The organism is Propionispora hippei DSM 15287, from assembly GCF_900141835.1.
Taxonomy (GTDB): Bacteria; Bacillota; Negativicutes; order Propionisporales; family Propionisporaceae; genus Propionispora; species Propionispora hippei.
In genome coordinates, this window is record NZ_FQZD01000007.1 from 169,627 (window position 1) to 186,526 (window position 16,900).

Below are 16,900 nucleotides of genomic sequence, written 5' to 3' on the forward strand. Positions count from 1 at the left end.
TAAATTAGAATATTAAAACAATTGCCATAAGGACTCAAGGAGGTCGGGATGAAAAACGTTTTAGAATTTAAGGCCATTACCAAATACTTTCCCGGAGTCAAAGCGCTGGATGACATCAGTTTTACGGCGGAAGGCGGCGAGGTACTGACTTTTCTTGGTGAAAATGGCGCCGGCAAATCGACCTTGCTTAAGGTGTTGAACGGAGACTATCAGCCGACCTCCGGGCAATACCTGCTAAATGGGGAAGTACGGCATTTTTCCAATCCCAAGGAGGCCATTGAAGCCGGCATCAGTGTGATTTATCAGGAACGGCAAATTTTGATGGAGGTAAGCGTTGCCGAGAATATATTTGTCGGCCGTCTGCCGGTAGGGAAGCTCGGGCTGGTTGACCGGAAACGGCTGAATCAGGCGGCAAAAAAAATTATCGATGAATTTGGTCTGCCCATTGCTCCGGACAAAAAAGTGAAGGAGCTCAGCGTGGCCCATCAGCAGATGGTTGAAATTATGAAAGCCTATAGCCGGGAATTAAAGGTCATCGCCTTTGACGAGCCTACGGCCAGTTTGTGTGACAGTGAGATTGACATATTGTTTAAGATCATTGAAAAGCTAAAACAGGAAGGGAAAGTCATTATTTATGTATCTCACCGGATGAAGGAGCTGCGCCAGATTGCCGATAAGGTGGCTATCTTTAAAGACGGCCGGTTTGTCAAGCTTGTCCGGCAGCAGGAGGTAAGCGAACAGGAGATGATCCGGCTGATGGTGGGCCGTGATCTGGGCGATGTGTTTAAGGAGCTTAACCGCAATACGGAGCTTGGCGAAGTCCTGCTGGAAGTAAGGAATCTCTGCTCCGACCGGGTAAGGCAAATATCTTTTCAATTACATAAAGGCGAAATACTGGGGTTTTCCGGGCTGGTGGGAGCCGGGCGGACTGAAGTCATGCGGGCCATTATCGGTGCCGACCGGATAAAAGCGGGGGAAGTGCTGCTGGAAGGCAAGCCTGCTTTCAGTCAGTCTCCCGGCGAAGCCATTCAAAAAGGGATTGTGATGGTGCCGGAGGACCGGAAGACACAGGGCATTCTGCCGAACATGACGGTAGGGGCAAATATCAGCATCTCTATTTTGGGCAATATCTTAAATTCCTTTCATCTGATTCAGGAAGAAAAGGAAGCTCTTATTATTGAGGAAAATATCAGGCTGCTGAATATAAAAACCCCGCATGCAGGCAAGAACATCGTGGAATTAAGCGGCGGGAATCAACAAAAAGCTATTTTAGCCCGCTGGCTGATAACCGAACCTAAGGTCCTGATTCTGGATGAACCAACCAAGGGGATTGATGTGGGGGCCAAAGCGGAATTTTATAAATTGATCTGTGACATTGCCCGGCAGGGAGTAGGGGTATTGCTGATTTCTTCGGAGCTGCCGGAAATTATCGGGCTTAGCGACCGGATTATCATCATGAAAAACGGCAGAATGACCGGTGAGGTAAGCCGGGAGGAAGCGGCCGAGGATAAGCTTCTGGCCTATGCCATGCTGGACGAGGGGGAAAAACAGTATGCTTAAATGGGACCATATCACGCAAAAAATCGAAACAGACAAACTTGGCCTGATCGTTGCTTTAGTGGCCCTTGTCATTATATTTTCATTCTTTAACAGCAATTATCTCAGCAGCGCTAATCTGATCAATATCTTAGTAGCCGCTTCGCTGCCGGGGCTGGTGGCTATCGGGGAAACCTATCTGATTATTGCCGGTTTATGTGATTTGTCTACCGGGTCGGTGGCGGCGTTTGCCAGTGTGCTGGCGGCGGTATTGATGCAGAAGGGGCTTAGCTTCTTTCCCATGCTGCTGGTGGTCATCGGCGCCGGTATCCTGGTTGGCTATATCAATGCCTGGGCTGTTAACAAGATCAAGCTGGAGTCCTTTATTGCCACTCTGGCCACCATGTCGATCTTCCGGGGCTTTGCTTACATTATTTGCGACGGCAAACCGGTTTATATCATGGACAGCACTTTTATTGATTTTGGCAAGGAGCGCATACTGGGCCTGCCGATTCCGGTCATTATCCTTTTGCTGGCCTTTCTGCTGTTTGGTATTATTCTGGCCAAAACCCGGTTCGGGCGCAGTGTCTATGTGGTGGGCGGCAGCAAAAATGCGGCTCGCCTGGCAGGCCTGGACCCGGAGCGGATTACCAATGTGCTGTTTATGCTGACAGGCGCCTTGTCGGCCCTTGGCGGGATCATTCTGGGAGCCAGAATGAGCTCAGGACAGCCTGCGGCCAGTGTGGGGCTGGAGTTTGACGCCATTACGGCTGCCGTGCTGGGCGGCACGGCCTTCACCGGCGGTGTGGGAACCATCTTCGGCACCGTGCTCGGGGTGTTGATCCTTCAGGGCTTTAATACCGGGCTGATTATGTTGAACGTTCCTGTATTCTGGCAATTTGTTGCCCGGGGGATGCTGCTGTTCATTGCGCTGGCCTTTGACTTCCTGCGTAAGAAAAACCGGGAAAAGAAGCTGCTGGAGCAGAGTATGGCCCTGCTGGAGCAGAAGGAACCGCCGGTGAAAACAACTCCGGCCTAAAGAGAGTCTTGCGGATAGTCGGTTATCAGCAGGGAGGGGGAGATAGGGCAAGTTTTAAACCGGGTGGACGAATATGCTATAGAGGGGGAGCGTGCAGGATGAAATTTAAAAAACAGATGGCTGTATTGCTGGGGACTTTACTGGTGAGTACCTTGCTGTGGGGGTGCGGCTCAGGTTCGGGTGATCAGGGGAAAAGTGCCGGCGGCGACAAGAAGAAGCTGGTGATTGCCGGCATTTATAAGGCCGGTGATCAGGTCTGGTTTATCGATGAAGGCAAAGCGGCGGAAAAAGCGGCTAAAGAAATGGGAGCTTCCGATTTTCTGTTCATTGATGCCAAGATGAATCCCGATACCTATTTGCAAGCGATTGATAATGTAATCGCCCAGAAGGTGGATGGGGTGGTTACCTGTATTCCGGATCAGAAGCTTTCCAAAGTGACGGTGGAAAAATTAAAACAAGCCGGCATTCCTGTTGTAGCGGCCGATGATGCGCTGCAGGATGAAAGCGGCAAGAAGCTGGCGCCCTGGGTGGGCATCAACGCCTACAAGATTGGTCAGGTCAACGGGGAATGGATGGCCAATTATGCGAAAACCAATGGTTTTGACAAAGACAATCAGGCCGGTCTGTTAATCCTGACGATGGATACAGTGTCCAGTTGCGTGCCGCGGACGCAGGGGGAAGAAGAGAAGTTTAAGGAACTGCTGCCCGGATTTAGCGGTGACCGGATTTTTAAAGCGGACTACAACGGGGAAACGGATAAAGGCTTCAACGGAGCGGCAGCCATCTTTACCGCTCATCCGGAAATCAAGAAATGGATGGTTATGACGGCCAATGAGGAAGGCGCGGTTGGGGCGGTTCGGGCGCTCGAGCAGGCCGGTCTGGATAAAAGCTCCTGCGTAATCGGTCTGGGTGGCTATCTGGCAAAAGACGAATTCAAGAAGGAATATTCGGCAATGAAAGCGGCCACCTATTTCTCGTCCGATGCGGTGGGCGGCACTTCGGTAAAAGTACTGATGAATTACATACTGAAAAAAGAGGAAATGCCGATGGAAACTGCCGTGGATGCGGCTATTGTAACAAAGGATAACTATAAGCAGATTATGGGGAAAAACGCGGAATAGTTATATATACAGGTAAAGGGAACCGGCGCCCAGAGTGCATGGGCGCCGGTTTTTAAATGATCTTTTGAGATACACAGGGAGGCTGGCGGTTATGATCGACAAAATACGGTTTAAGCAGATGGACGCGCTGCGGCTGGAAAATGAATGGCTGCGGATTATTGTCATTCCGGCCTTAGGCGGCAAGGTGGCGTCGATGTATAAAAAGGATAAACAGTTTGAGCTGCTTTTTCAGCATAAAGAGGAGGCTTACCAAAAGCCCGGCAAGTACGCGTCGTTTGCCGAGTATGATGCCGCCGGCTTTGACGATGCCTTTCCTTCGATTGACGGGGGCAAGGTATGGGTAGGGCAGCAGGAACTGGAGTATCCGGATCACGGTGAAATATGGACCGCCGATTTTTCTTATGTCATTGAAGGCGATGATCGCGTAAGCCTGACCTATCAAAGCCCGGCTTTTGGCTACCGGTATCGGAAGCAACTGACTTTGCAGGATAAGACACTGCGGCTTCACTATCATATCACCAATCACGGGGCGGCTATGTTCCCGTGTATTTGGGCGATGCACTGCCTGCTGCGCTGTGAAGAGGATATGGAGCTTGAGTTTCCGCCGGGAACGCAAACGGTGCTCAATGTCCAGGACAGTGCGAGCTTAGGTCCTGCCGGGCAGCTTCATTCCTATCCGGTCACCCGGAACCGGGACGGCAGGCAATACCGGCTGGACCGGGTATTGCCCGCGACGAGCGGCACCACGCAAAAATACTATACCTGCGGCCGGGTCGCCGAAGGGCGGTGCGGGGTGTACTATCCGTCGCAGCAGGTGCGGTATCAGGTGGTATTTGATAAAGAAAAACTCCCTTATGTCGGTTTCTGGGTAACCGAGGGAGGCTTTCGCGGTGATTATAATTGTGCGCTGGAACCGGCTAACGGGTATTACGACGCCATTGATATCGCCAAGCGGAATCAGGCCTTATATTGCCTGGCGCCGGGCGAGACCCTGTCGTTTGAACTGGCCATGAATTTGGACTGACCGCAAGGGACCCGCTGATTAAATGAGCCTGCCGGCCTGGCGAGAGATTTTTTCGGCTGGCAAGGAAGTAAAACCGCAGGAATAGCGGTCCCTATTTCAAGGTTTTGCTGACGCAGCCAGACGGAAAAAGATCCGCCAGGATGTGCAGTGTGAATTAATCAGTGGTTCCCAAGGCTAAAAGGGGACCTTGCGAAATTCGGTCGGGGTATTTTTGGTGTGCTGTTTGAAGCAGGTAATAAAGTTAGCCTCGCTGTTGAAGCCGGTGGTAAAGGCGATTTCCTTAACGGACAAACCGGTGGTTTTTAAGAGATCCTTGGCGCGGTTAAGGCGGACCATGGTGACATATTCGTAGGGTGAATAGCCGGTGGTTTTTTTGAATAGCCGGCTGAAATAGTAGACGCTTATGCAAAGATGGTCGGCTAAGTCATTTAGGGAAATTTTCGAAGAATAGTTGGCTTTGATATAGGTGATCGCCTTGATCATCGGGTGGTCCTGATCAGTGCTGCCGGTAGGATATTGGGAGGCTACGCCGTAGAGTTCGGCCAGCAGGCGCTGTATCTGACAGGAAACCAGATGCTCATTTAATATTTGGCTGTTTTGCAGCAGCTTAAAAATATCCTCCAGACAGTCCGGAATTAACGGCGAACCGTGCAGCGGCAGGACGCAGCCCGAGCGATTATAGATCAGGTTAAAGTATTCGGTGCAGATATTGCCGTCGATGTGGCACCACAGGGTTTCCCAGCCGTCGGTACTATAGGCGTGCGGACGGTAGCAGTTGAGCAGCACGATATCGCCGGCTCTGGCGGTGACCACTTTGTCATCAAACCAGACCGTTCCCTCACCGGCGCGGACATACATGAGTAAAAAGCTGTTGTAAGACTGACGCTTGAGGTGATAATTACTGTCGCAATAAAAGTGTCCGGCGCAAATCACGTAGAAAAGAATGGACCTGGCCAATTGGCTGGGAGTATAAAAATAGGCCTGGGAGTGGTCTAATACTCCCCTTTCAATGACGTGCATGGTATCACCCTTCCTGTAATTGAGGCAGCGATAACTGTACATAACTGACAATAAGCTAATCCTATTATACGATAAATCGACAGTGAAATGAATGGATTTGTACGCGCTTATCCGGTGGAAAAAGAAAAATAATAAAGGGCAATATTTATGAACTAATGGGCAAGTAATAGTAATGATTACTGGACTTTATGCATTTATAATGAAAGCAAAATAGTAAAATAATTGGCTGCGGGAGGCGCGATCATGCAAAAGGATTGCAACGTAGAGATCCGGGAGGAATGGGTGGAGATTCCTACCTATCCGGTGGGGAAACCGGATAAGAATCCGATGTTTTTGGAAAAACGGGTATACCAGGGCAGTTCGGGAAAAGTGTATCCTTATCCGGTGATTGATAAAATATATGACGAAATAACGACTAAGCGGTACAAGGCAGTTTTTTTGGAAAACCGGTATTTGCAGATTATGGTACTGCCGGAACTGGGCGGCAGGATACAACGGGCGCTGGATAAAACCAACGGTTACGATTTTGTCTACTACAACCGGGTGATTAAGCCGGCACTGGTGGGGCTGGCCGGCCCCTGGATTTCCGGTGGTATTGAATTCAATTGGCCGCAGCATCACCGGCCCAATACGTTTGGACCGGTAGAATATGAGATCAGGGAGAATGATGACGGCAGCAAGACGCTGTGGGTCAGTGAAATCGACCGGATGTACGGCACCAAGGGGATGGCCGGTTTTACCCTTTATCCCGGCAAGGCATTTCTGGAGATTACCGGCCAGTTGTACAACCGCACCAACCAGCCGCAGACCTTCCTCTGGTGGGCAAATCCGGCGGTGGCGGTCAACGAGCATACCCAGTCGGTTTTTCCGCCTGATGTGCACGCTGTTTTTGATCACGGAAAACGGGATGTTTCCAAATTCCCGATTGCCACCGGCGTGTATTACAAGATGGATTATTCGGCCGGAGTGGATATCTCCTGGTACAAAAACATTCCGGTGCCCACCTCCTATATGGCACAGCATTCGGACTATGATTTTATCGGCGGCTATGACCATTCGGTAAAAGCGGGCATTCTACATGTGGCCAACCATCATATTTCACCGGGCAAGAAGCAGTGGACCTGGGGCTGCGGTGATTTTGGCAAAGCCTGGGACCGCAACCTGACAGATGGGGACGGCCCGTATGTGGAATTGATGACCGGGGTATTCACCGACAATCAGCCTGATTTTAGCTGGCTGCAGCCTAACGAAGAAAAAACGTTTACACAGTACTTTATGCCTTACAAGGAAATTGGGGTCGTCAAAAACGCCAATACCCGGGCGGCTGTCAGCCTGGAACTGAAGGATGGCAAGGCTCTTGTTGGTGTATATGCCACAGCCTGTTATCCGGCTGCGCTGATTGAGCTAAGCGGCGAAAAGCTATATTTGTCCTGCCGGGCCGATTTGTCGCCGGCGAAAGCCTTTACGGCAATGGTCGATATAGCGGGAGAAACGGAGCAGGGACTGCAGCTGCGCGTCATGGCCGACGAGCATACGGAACTGATCGCCTATCGTCCGGAGCAGGAAGGTTTACAGCCACCGCCGGCTGCGGCCAGGGCCATACCGGCCAATCCCCGGAGCTTGCCGACCACGGAAGCCTTATACCTTGCCGGTCTGCATCTGGAACAATACCGGCATGCCACGTATGAGCCGGACCGGTATTACCTGGAGGGACTGCGGCGTGATCAGGAAGACCTGCGGCTTAATAACGCCTATGGCGCTTTATTGCTGCGCCGGGGCCAGTTCGCGGCAAGTGAGAAGTATTTCCGGGCGGCTGTTAAAACGGCTACGCGGCATAACCCCAATCCCTATGACGGTGAGCCTTATTATCATCTGGGCCTGGCTTTGCGGTATCAGGGCAAGCTGAAGGAAGCCTACGCCGCCTTTTACAAATCGGTATGGAATGCTGCCTGGCAGGATGCGGGCTATTATGCACTGGCGCAGCTTGATTGCATCAACAGGGATTATGAAACTGCGCTGGCCCATTTGGAGCGTTCACTGGTGCGCAATTACCACAGTTGCCGGGCCCGCCTGTTGAAAACTGCGGTGCTGCGGACCTTAAACCGCCGGGAAGCGGCGGAAAAGCTGGCCCGGGAGACGATAGAGCTTGATCCGCTGGATTTTGGTGCCTACTATGAGAGCTATTTGTTGGCTGGTGCCAGCGGGGATGAAACAAAAGCTGCTGCTCTGGACGGAAAGCTGACGGCTATGCTGGGGGACCGCGAGCATAACTATCTGACTCTGGCGGCGGATTACGCGGCGGCAGGCTTCCTGACAGAAGCGGTGCAGGTACTGGAGCGTCTGGCCGGACAAGAGCGTGACGAACATGAAATTTCACCGATGGTATATTACTATTTGGGATATTATTATGAACAACTGCAGTCCCCACAGGCGGCAGATTACTATAAGCTGGCGGAAAACGCCAGCCCCGACTATTGTTTCCCTAACCGTCTGGAGGATATTGACGTGCTGCAGGCCGCCGGCAAAGCTCTGCCGGCGGCTGCCAGAGCAGCCTATTATCTGGGGAACCTGTGGTATGATAAAAAACAACCGGAGCGGGCGATTGCCTGCTGGGAGGAGTCCGCAGCGAGCGAGCCGTCATTTGCCACGGTTCACCGGAACCTGGCGCTGGCCTATTATAATAAACGGCACGATGCGGCCCGGGCCCAGGCAGCACTGGAAACGGCGTTTTCGCTTAATCCCGCTGATGCGCGGGTGTTTTTGGAGCTTGACCAACTGTACAAGAAGCTCAACAGACCCTGGAAGGAGCGGCTGGCTCTATACCGGGAGCATCAGGACTTGATCCAACAGCGGGATGATCTGTATATTGAATATGTTACGCTCATTAATTTGTCCGGTGACTTTGAAAAAGCGCGGCACCTATTGGCCGCCAGGCAGTTCCACCCCTGGGAAGGCGGCGAGGGCAAGGTGACCCGGCAGTATGTGTATGCCCAGGTGGAAATAGCCAAGAACAACATCGGCCGGCAGGAGTTTGCCGAAGCGGTTAAGCATCTGGAACAGGCGCTTGTCTATACGGAGAACCTGGGAGAAGGCAAGCTGGCCGGAGCCCAGGAAAACGATATTTATTACTATCTGGGTTCCGCTTACCGGGCCATGGGGCTTGACGGCAAGGCCGAAGCCTGTTATCAACAGGCCTCCGGGGGTTTGGAGGAACCGGCCAGCGCCATGTTCTACAACGATCAGCCACCGGAGACCATTTTTTATCAGGGGCTGGCCTTATTGGCACTGGGAAATGATAAACAGGCCCAAAGCCGGTTCAACAAGCTGATTAACTATGGTGAAGCCCATTTGTATGATGAAGTGGCGATTGATTATTTTGCCGTGTCTTTACCCGATTTTCTGATCTTTGATGAAGATCTGAATAAGAAGAACCAAGTACATTGCCGTTACTTGCTGGGGTTGGGCTACCTGGGGCTGGGCCAGGCCGTGCTTGCCAAGGAGCAGTTGACTATGGCCCAGTCTTTGGAGGTCAGTCATCAGGGCGTGCACACGCATTTGAAGATGCTAGCGGCGCTGCTTGCTAAGTAAAAACAGCTATATGAAAAAGAAAATCCTGCGATCCTTGTGGAGGGCAGGATTTTTGGCTTTGTTGTTTTGTTGTAGGGACAACAAGAGGATTAAATGGGTTGCGACCGGTGCCAGTTAACGTTGCGGGATTTCAGCCGGACGGATATGCCAGATGGCATCGGCATATTCCTTGACGGTGCGGTCGCTGGAGAAGCGGCCGGAGTGGGCAATATTCTTGATGGCCATCTGCCAGCGGGTGTGTTCGTTCCGGAACAACCGGTCGATTTTGGCCTGGCCGTCCAGGTAGGCGTCAAAGTCCTGCAGCTCCAGAAAAGCACCGTTGGGATGCAGCAAGTACTCATAAAGCGGTTTGAATTCATCGCCAATGACGGGGAGGCTGCTATCGATCAATTGGTTGACACAATTTCTTACCCGTTCATCCTGATTGTAGAGGTTCATCGGGTTGCACTGGCCGGTTTGGTAGCAGGCGGTCGCTTCTTCGGCCGTGAGACCAAAAATGAAGATATTCTCATCGCCTACGGCTTCGCGGATTTCCACATTGGCACCGTCTAAGGTACCGATGGTGATGGCGCCGTTCATCATGAATTTCATATTGCCGGTGCCGGAGGCTTCCTTGCCGGCAGTGGAAATCTGTTCACTGATATCGGCGGCAGGAATAATTAGTTGCGCTAACGATACATTATAGTTTTCTAAAAATACGATTTTGAGTTTATCCCTGATGGCGGTATCATTGTTGATTTGTTTGGCCAGGGTGACAATAAGCTGGATGATTTTCTTGGCCAGGTAATAGCCGGGCGCCGCCTTGCCGGCGAAGATAAAGGTACGGGGCAGAATGTCCAGTCCGGGATCGTCCTTTAGCCGCTGATAAAGCTCCATGATCCGAAGCGCGTTCAGGAGCTGCCGTTTATAGGCATGAATGCGCTTGACCTGTACGTCGAACAGTGAATGGGTATCAAGGGCAAGGTGATAGTTGTCAAAAATAAATTTGGCCAGAGCTTCTTTCCGGTCCTGTTTGACAGCCGCCAGTTTTTGCTGGAAAACCGTGCTGGCGGCAAAGGGCAGCAGCCTTTCCAACTCATTGGGCCGCTGCAGCCAGGCGGGTCCGATGGTATCGGTAATCAAGCCGGCCAAGCCGGGATTGGCGGAAAGCAGCCAGCGGCGATGGGTAATGCCGTTGGTTTTGTTGTTGAATTTTTGCGGCGTATGTTGATAAAACAGGTGCAGGAGGTCTTCTTGGAGAATCCGGCTGTGCAGCTCGGCCACGCCATTGACGCTGTGGCTGCCGACCACTGCCAGATGAGCCATCTTGACAAAACCGTCGGCAATGACGGCCATGGCGGCAATGCGGTCCCAGTCGCCGGGATAGTGCTTCCACAGTTCGGCGCAGAACCGTTCATTAATCTCGTGAATGATTTCGTAGATACGGGGCAGCAGGCCCCGCAACTGATCGACCGGCCATTTTTCCAGCGCTTCCGGCAGGACGGTGTGATTGGTGTAGGAGATGGTATGGGTTGTGATGTCCCACGCTTCATCCCAACCCATGCCTTCTTCATCCATGAGAATGCGCATGAGTTCGGGAATAGCCAGCGCCGGATGGGTGTCATTGATATGGATGGCAATCTGGTTGGCCAGATAGGACAGGTTGGAACCCTGTTTGCGCTTAATATGGCGGATAATGCTTTTCAGTCCGGCCGAAACCAGGAAGTACTCCTGGATGAGGCGCAAATGGCGGCCTTCTTCATAACGGTCGTCAGGATACAGAATTTGCGAAATAGCCTCCACCCAGTTCTTATATTCCAGCAGTTTGCGGATATCACCCGGTGTGAGGCTGGAATAATTGACATTTAAGCCGTCACGCAGTTCGGCGCTCCATAAGCGCAGGGTGTTGACAGTCCGGTTGTCAAAGCCGATAACGGGGATATCGTGGGGTACGGCCTTAACTGTACCCAGCGGCGGCCCGAATTCCACGTTAACGGCTTTGCCGGTTTTGCGGTATTCCCAGATATCCAGATCGCTCAACCAGGTATCCGGTTTTTCCACCTGTACGCCATCGATAATGGACTGTTCGAACAGGCCGTAGGTATAGCGGATACCGCAACCGTGGCCGGGTAAACCGAGCGATGCCAGGGAATCCAAAAAGCAAGCTGCCAGCCGTCCCAGACCGCCGTTGCCGAGGCCGGCGTCCCGTTCGGCGTTTGTCAGTTCGGTGTAGTCGATGCCGAGCTCAGCCAGGGCCTCGCACCAAACCTCCCTAAGACCGAGGTTGCGCAGATTAGTGTCCAGTAAGCGTCCCGGTAAAAATTCAATGGAGAAATAGTACACCTGTTTTTGTTTTTGGTCGTCATAATGGCGGGTGGTATCCACCCAGCGCTGACCGATGTAGTCGCGGATCAGGCTGGCTAGCGCGGCGTATTTGTCAGCGGACGAGGCCTCATCCAGACTCATACCTGTCAGCGCTAATATCCTTTTTTGCAGGGCAGCCTTGCACTCCTCTTTGGTTAACACTTCATTCGCCTCCCTTAATAAATAATGTTTAACTCCTGTTTTTATACCTGCAGGCGGCTGATTTCTGCAGGATTATCGCTGTCAGCTCCTTTTTCCGCGGTTAGTCATTTACGGTGATGCTGTCGTACCGAGTCCTCCTTGTCGTCAACCGGAAGGAAAAACCATTTGGAAAAAAGGGCAAATAGCCTTGTTATAAGCAGTGAGCCTGCGATTAATACTATGCCTGCAACCAACCATGGAGCTAACTTTTTAAGCCATTCCATATGACCGACGCCCCCTTGGTTTGCGGATTTCTTTTTGCTGGTTATTGATAGATAAGAGTCATAGATAGGCCAGCGGGCAGATGATGCTATTCCCGCGCTTTGCACTTCATTGTGCGTATCCCCGAATATAATTTGACCGGGTCAAATTATGGTTAAAAAAAATCCAATAGTTCTATTGGAGTGATTTGTTGGTTTATTTATTTAAGCGATAAGTGCAAAGTTGCTTCTGGCAATGCCAATATCTTTTCGATGAGAGATCCCGCTATCTTAAAATGGCAGGCCATTTGTTCGTCCGATGTTTTCTCGCATAATGCGTCCGTAATACAGTGCAGGATCGACATGATAAAATTAAGAGCGATAAGGGGATCAGAAACCTGGAAACAGCCTTTTAGGACTCCCTCGTCAATTACTTTTAGAAGCCAAGGTTTAAGTAAGAGCGCATTTTGGTGGACAATTTTATTTCTGATATCTAAATGTTTCTCATCAGATAAGAAATCCAGGAGCAAGCCATTTTTGTATTTAGCTGTGTGATAGATGGAATTAATCATGAATTCAATCTTTTGGGGCGGAGGGATAAGCTGGGAGCAGGCCATATTTTTCATATCCGTCAGCAGGATGGAGATTTGACGGTTGATCACCGCTTCCAGAATTGCTTCCTTCGAGTTAAAGTAATAATAGATCATTCCCTTGGCAACGCCCATTTGGTTAGTGATATCCTGGACTGTTGTTTGGCGGTAGCCATTTGCCGCAAACAGAGGCTCGGCTGTATCTAAAATTTCATCGATCCGGATTTTGGGGTCCTGGGGAGTTCGGGGCATACATTTCACCTCAAAAAAGTTTGAACTGGTCAAATTATAAATCCGTCTGGGGATTTTTGTCAATGATTAAATTCCTTTTTGATTTCCCGCGAAATGGATTAGTAACCACCAGCCCGGCGTATCGGTCGCCGTTACCAGGCAAAAAAGTAGAGCAGCATCTGCAATAAAACGGAGCTATTACCGTTATATAGAGTAGAAAGCAGTGCAATAAAGGAGGCGAAAGGAACAGCAGTACAAAGACAAATACGATAGAAATGATTGAGGGGAATGATTGCTATGACCGATGCGAAAGTCATTGAAGCGTTTCAAATGATGTGGGGGAATTTTCCTGATCCAGTCATGCTGGTACATAAAAGCCGGGAGATTTTGGCCGTGAATGCGAGCTATAACAAGTTGGGGGTGGTGCCGGGCATCAAGTGTTCTTCTATGGGCACGCCGGAACGACACAAGCGCTGTCTGGCAAACAAGGCACTGGCTTCTCAGCAGGCTGCTTTTTTTAAGGGAGAAGTAAATGGTAAATCCGTTATCGGTTTTTGGATACCGGTGGTCGGGTATCCTGATATTTATGTTCACTTCGGTGTTGGCATGATGATTGACTATGACCAATATCCGGCTGCAGTGAAATAGAGAGGCGGGTAGCAAGCGGTATTAGCCCGCTGTTAACCGGCCATCCTAGTATTATGCCGATTTCTTTTGACAAGGACCGGAACGCCTGACCGTGTTAGGAAGGTATATTCCGGCGAAAGGAACAGGAATAAAGGAGGCAAACAATCATGAATATTTACGATTTTCAAGTTAAGACCATTGACGGCAAAACCATTACGCTGGCAGAATTTAAAGGCAGAGTGCTGCTGATTGTGAATACTGCCAGCAAGTGCGGTTTTACTCCTCAGTATGAGGAACTGCAAGCCCTTTACCAGGATTATGCTGGTCAGGGACTGGAGATTCTTGGTTTTCCCAGCAACCAATTCGCAGAACAAGAACCGGGCAGCAATGAGGAAGTACAGCAATTCTGCCAGCTTACTTATGGAGTTAGCTTTCCTATGTTTGAGAAAACCGAAGTCCGCGGTAAAAGTGCCCATCCGTTGTTTGTCTATCTGACGGAGCAGGCGCCCTTCCGGGGATTTGACGCCGGTCATCCGATTGCCGGTAAACTGGAGGAAGTACTAAAGGAGCGCTTTCCGGAATTGCTGGAAGGCGACGGCATCAAATGGAATTTTACCAAGTTTCTCGTCAACCGGGAGGGAAAGGTCGTGGGGCGCTACGAACCTACGACTTCCCCGTCGGCTATGAGAACGGCGATTGAAAAATTGCTGTAAGAACAAATAAGACACTCTCGGACCGCTGTATATAGGCGGGGAGGGTGTCTTGTCTATTTTGGAGACCATAGGAACAAAAGCACAGAAGGCATAGGTATCTTACAGTTTCCTTTTACGGGTCAAGTTAATGCGAAACGCGTACATATCGGCCCGGTAGATGCTTTTCTCATACTCGACGGGGTTGCCGTCGGCATCGGTGACCAACCGTTTGGACAGGAGGGCGCAGCAGGGCTCGGAAGTGAGACCCAGCAGTTTCTTTTCGATGGCCGTGGGGATGATCGCCGCGATGGATTGCTTGGCTTCCCAAAGGTTGATGCCGAGTTTCGTTTCGAATATATCGTAGGTGGAAACGTTGTTTAAATCGAATTCGGCTAATTTGAGTCCGTACTCTAAGGGGTAGTACTGTTTTTCCAATACAACAGGGGTGGAATTGGCCAGCCTCAGCCTGTTGGTTTCATAAACTTCTGCCTGTTTAAATATTTTGGCGGCGTCCTGCGGCGCGGGAACAATGCCCTGGCTTAGCATTTGGATATTAGGCATCATGCCCATTTCTTCCACAATATCAAAGAAGCTGCTTAAGTTGCCCAGCCATTCTTCGATCGGTCTTACGGCAACAAAGGTGCCCAGACCATGGCGCGTTTCCAGAACCCCGTCTTCAATCAGGGTCTGAATCGCCCGGCGTATGGTCGCGCGGCTTACGCCGAATTTATCCATCAGATCAAATTCGGGAGGGATTTTTTCCGTATAAGTGCCTTTAAATATTTCATTGCGTAAAAAATTCCGCACCTGCAAATGCAGGGGAATCGAATTGGTTTTATCCAGCAAAATGAGGACATCCTTTCCTCGCAAAAAGTATTGAAAAAAACAGTTGCGTAAAATCAATTTTTGTTTTATTATAACAGCATACGGATGTACGGACAACCTGAAATGAACAAGTTGTTCGTAAAATAAACTATTGACAGGACAACTTCTTTTACGGTATAAATGATATAACATAATGCTTAGCAGGCTGATCAGACAAACTGAAGGCTAAGGTCATTCCCATTTTGGGTATGCTCTTAGCCTTTTTATTTTGGAATACCATCTCTTGCTAAAGAGTAAGGTGAAGGAATATTCCAGGCCATACATAGACAAGAGGAAGCGGCGAGGGAAAAAGGTTCCTGTAACCACTGGTTTGATCATACGGTTCTGCCAGGTAGTTTATTTTCAAATTTAAGTTGTTCGGACATCCTGATGATGATTATATGGATATGCGATAGGCAGGAGGCTTTTGAATGAGTACAGCAGATAGTTTAGAGGTCGATGAATTGGTAAAACTCCACCGGGATCATTTATGGCTCCATCTTACCAATCACAAGGCCTTTGAAAGTCAGGAACCGCCGATTATGACGGAAGGAAACGGTTTTATTCTTAAAGACATTTACGGCAAGGAATATGTAGACGGCTTATCAGGCGGGGTTTGGGCAGTCAATGTCGGTTACGGCAGGGATTCCATTGTAGAGGCTATTGCCGGGCAACTGAAAAAACTGCCCTATTATGCCGGGTCGATGGCAACACCTCCGTATATTTTACTGGCGCAAAAACTGGCCTCGCTGCTGCCGGACCTGCCGAAAGTGTATATATCCAACAGCGGTTCCGAGGCGAATGAAAAGTCCTATAAAATTGCCCGACAGTATTTTAGCGAGAAATATCCGGCAAAGGAAAAATATAAAATTGTTTACCGCAACCGGGATTATCACGGCACTACACTGGGCGCGCTGGCCAGCAGCGGCCAGCAGGAGAGAAAAGTGAAATTCGGGCCCTTGCCGGAAGGCTTTGCCGCTATTCCTCATGCCCTCTGCTACCGGTGTGAATTGGGCAAGTGTTATCCTTCCTGTAATATAGACTGTGCCCGCGCTCTGGAGACGGTGATCCAAAGGGAAGGCGAGGACAGTGTGGCGGCGGTGATTGTCGAGCCGGTTACCGCGGGCGGCGGGATCATTCCGCCGGTTGCCGAGTATTATCCGGTCCTCCAGGAGATTTGCCGGAAATATGAAGTGCTGCTCATTATGGATGAGGTCGTTACCGGTTTTGGCCGCACCGGCCGCATGTTCGGGCATCAGCATTACGCAGTTGAGCCGGATATGATCACCCTGGCTAAGGGACTGGCCAGCGGTTATATGCCCATATCGGCAACGGTTGCCCGCAAGAGCATCTTTGATCAGTTCTTAACCGGGCTGGAAGATCCGACCGGGTATTTCAGGGATATCAGCACCTTCGGCGGCTGTGCCGGCGCTTCAGCGGCAGCCCTGGAAAACATCCGGATTATCGAGGCGGAAAAGCTGGCGGAGAACAGTGCGCAGATGGGAGCGTATTTGCTGGAGGGCCTTAAAGAGCTGGAGAAATATCCTATAGTGGGTGAAGTCCGTGGCAAAGGCTTGCTGGCCGGTATCGAACTGGTTGAGGATAAGAAATCAAAAAAGCCGCTCCCTGAAACACACCTGGCCCGGATTGTGGCGGAAGCCAAGCAGGCGGGCGTGATTATCGGCAGGATGGTGCGCAGTGTTCCCGATTGCAATAACGTGTTATATACGGCACCGCCGCTGATTGTAACGAAAGAGGGCATCGATCGGATTGTCGGAGCGTTTGCCCAAGCGCTGGCTCATGTTAAGCTATGAGTTCTGCTGC

Annotated in this window: 12 protein-coding genes; 8 read left to right on the forward strand and 4 right to left on the reverse strand. The window is 50.6% G+C overall.

All coding sequences use genetic code 11. The features are described 5' to 3' along the window. Positions 1-48: 48 nt before the first annotated feature. The 4 genes from F3H20_RS05300 to F3H20_RS05315 all read left to right on the forward strand — a co-directional run bounded on the left by F3H20_RS05300 (position 49) and on the right by F3H20_RS05315 (position 4,720). Complete coding sequence (locus F3H20_RS05300; protein ID WP_149733903.1) at positions 49-1,560, forward strand: sugar ABC transporter ATP-binding protein; 1,512 nt, start codon at positions 49-51, stop codon at positions 1,558-1,560. Next, positions 1,553-2,575, forward strand: coding sequence for an ABC transporter permease (locus F3H20_RS05305; protein WP_149733904.1), 1,023 nt, complete (start codon positions 1,553-1,555; stop codon positions 2,573-2,575). The genes F3H20_RS05300 and F3H20_RS05305 overlap by 8 nt, the downstream gene beginning before the upstream one ends. Before the next feature lie 98 nt (positions 2,576-2,673). Then, positions 2,674-3,696 (forward strand): arabinose ABC transporter substrate-binding protein, encoded by a 1,023-nt coding sequence (locus tag F3H20_RS05310; protein ID WP_149733905.1) that lies wholly within the window; start codon positions 2,674-2,676, stop codon positions 3,694-3,696. Between the two features lie 91 nt (positions 3,697-3,787). Continuing rightward, positions 3,788-4,720: an aldose epimerase family protein gene (locus F3H20_RS05315; protein ID WP_149733906.1), complete on the forward strand. Its 933-nt coding sequence runs from the start codon at positions 3,788-3,790 to the stop codon at positions 4,718-4,720. A 174-nt stretch (positions 4,721-4,894) separates the two neighbouring features. Here the strand turns inward: F3H20_RS05315 and F3H20_RS05320 are convergent, their stop codons facing one another. Next, positions 4,895-5,740, reverse strand: a complete 846-nt coding sequence (locus F3H20_RS05320; protein ID WP_188128206.1) for a helix-turn-helix transcriptional regulator — start codon at positions 5,738-5,740, stop codon at positions 4,895-4,897. A 243-nt stretch (positions 5,741-5,983) separates the two neighbouring features. On the opposite strand from F3H20_RS05320, the gene F3H20_RS05325 reads away from it, so the two are divergent. Next, positions 5,984-9,328 carry a DUF5107 domain-containing protein gene (locus tag F3H20_RS05325; protein WP_149733908.1) on the forward strand — a complete coding sequence of 1,115 codons (3,345 nt, stop codon included), beginning with the start codon at positions 5,984-5,986 and terminating at the stop codon, positions 9,326-9,328. Between the two features lie 114 nt (positions 9,329-9,442). Here the strand turns inward: F3H20_RS05325 and F3H20_RS05330 are convergent, their stop codons facing one another. Together F3H20_RS05330 and F3H20_RS05335 are read right to left on the reverse strand one after the other, a co-directional pair. Next, on the reverse strand, positions 9,443-11,833 hold the full coding sequence (locus F3H20_RS05330) for a glycogen/starch/alpha-glucan phosphorylase (protein WP_149733909.1): 2,391 nt from the start codon (positions 11,831-11,833) through the stop codon (positions 9,443-9,445). 460 nt (positions 11,834-12,293) lie between these two features. Next, positions 12,294-12,947, reverse strand: a complete 654-nt coding sequence (locus F3H20_RS05335) for a TetR/AcrR family transcriptional regulator (RefSeq protein ID WP_149733910.1) — start codon at positions 12,945-12,947, stop codon at positions 12,294-12,296. A gap of 243 nt (positions 12,948-13,190) precedes the next feature. On the opposite strand from F3H20_RS05335, the gene F3H20_RS05340 reads away from it, so the two are divergent. Further along, complete coding sequence (locus F3H20_RS05340) at positions 13,191-13,541, forward strand: hypothetical protein (RefSeq protein WP_149733911.1); 351 nt, start codon at positions 13,191-13,193, stop codon at positions 13,539-13,541. 146 nt (positions 13,542-13,687) lie between these two features. After that, the gene (locus F3H20_RS05345) at positions 13,688-14,233 is read left to right on the forward strand and encodes a glutathione peroxidase (RefSeq protein ID WP_149733912.1); all 546 of its coding nucleotides are present in this window, start codon (positions 13,688-13,690) and stop codon (positions 14,231-14,233) included. Between the two features lie 99 nt (positions 14,234-14,332). Here F3H20_RS05345 and F3H20_RS05350 read toward each other — a convergent pair whose 3' ends face one another. After that, on the reverse strand, positions 14,333-15,058 hold the full coding sequence (locus F3H20_RS05350; protein ID WP_223191632.1) for a GntR family transcriptional regulator: 726 nt from the start codon (positions 15,056-15,058) through the stop codon (positions 14,333-14,335). Positions 15,059-15,507: 449 nt separating this feature from the next. On the opposite strand from F3H20_RS05350, the gene F3H20_RS05355 reads away from it, so the two are divergent. Beyond that, a complete protein-coding gene (locus F3H20_RS05355; RefSeq protein ID WP_149733914.1) occupies positions 15,508-16,890 on the forward strand; it encodes an aminotransferase family protein in 1,383 nt (460 codons plus the stop codon). Positions 16,891-16,900: the final 10 nt, after the last annotated feature.

Bases quoted from the DNA above. Each gene is read 5' to 3' on its own strand.
- F3H20_RS05300 (WP_149733903.1), top strand. From the start codon at position 49: ATGAAAAACGTTTTAGAATTTAAGGCCATTACCAAATACTTTCCCGGA.
- F3H20_RS05305 (WP_149733904.1), top strand. From the start codon at position 1,553: ATGCTTAAATGGGACCATATCACGCAAAAAATCGAAACAGACAAACTT.
- F3H20_RS05310 (WP_149733905.1), top strand. From the start codon at position 2,674: ATGAAATTTAAAAAACAGATGGCTGTATTGCTGGGGACTTTACTGGTG.
- F3H20_RS05315 (WP_149733906.1), top strand. From the start codon at position 3,788: ATGATCGACAAAATACGGTTTAAGCAGATGGACGCGCTGCGGCTGGAA.
- F3H20_RS05320 (WP_188128206.1), bottom strand. From the start codon at position 5,740: ATGCACGTCATTGAAAGGGGAGTATTAGACCACTCCCAGGCCTATTTT.
- F3H20_RS05325 (WP_149733908.1), top strand. From the start codon at position 5,984: ATGCAAAAGGATTGCAACGTAGAGATCCGGGAGGAATGGGTGGAGATT.
- F3H20_RS05340 (WP_149733911.1), top strand. From the start codon at position 13,191: ATGACCGATGCGAAAGTCATTGAAGCGTTTCAAATGATGTGGGGGAAT.
- F3H20_RS05345 (WP_149733912.1), top strand. From the start codon at position 13,688: ATGAATATTTACGATTTTCAAGTTAAGACCATTGACGGCAAAACCATT.
- F3H20_RS05355 (WP_149733914.1), top strand. From the start codon at position 15,508: ATGAGTACAGCAGATAGTTTAGAGGTCGATGAATTGGTAAAACTCCAC.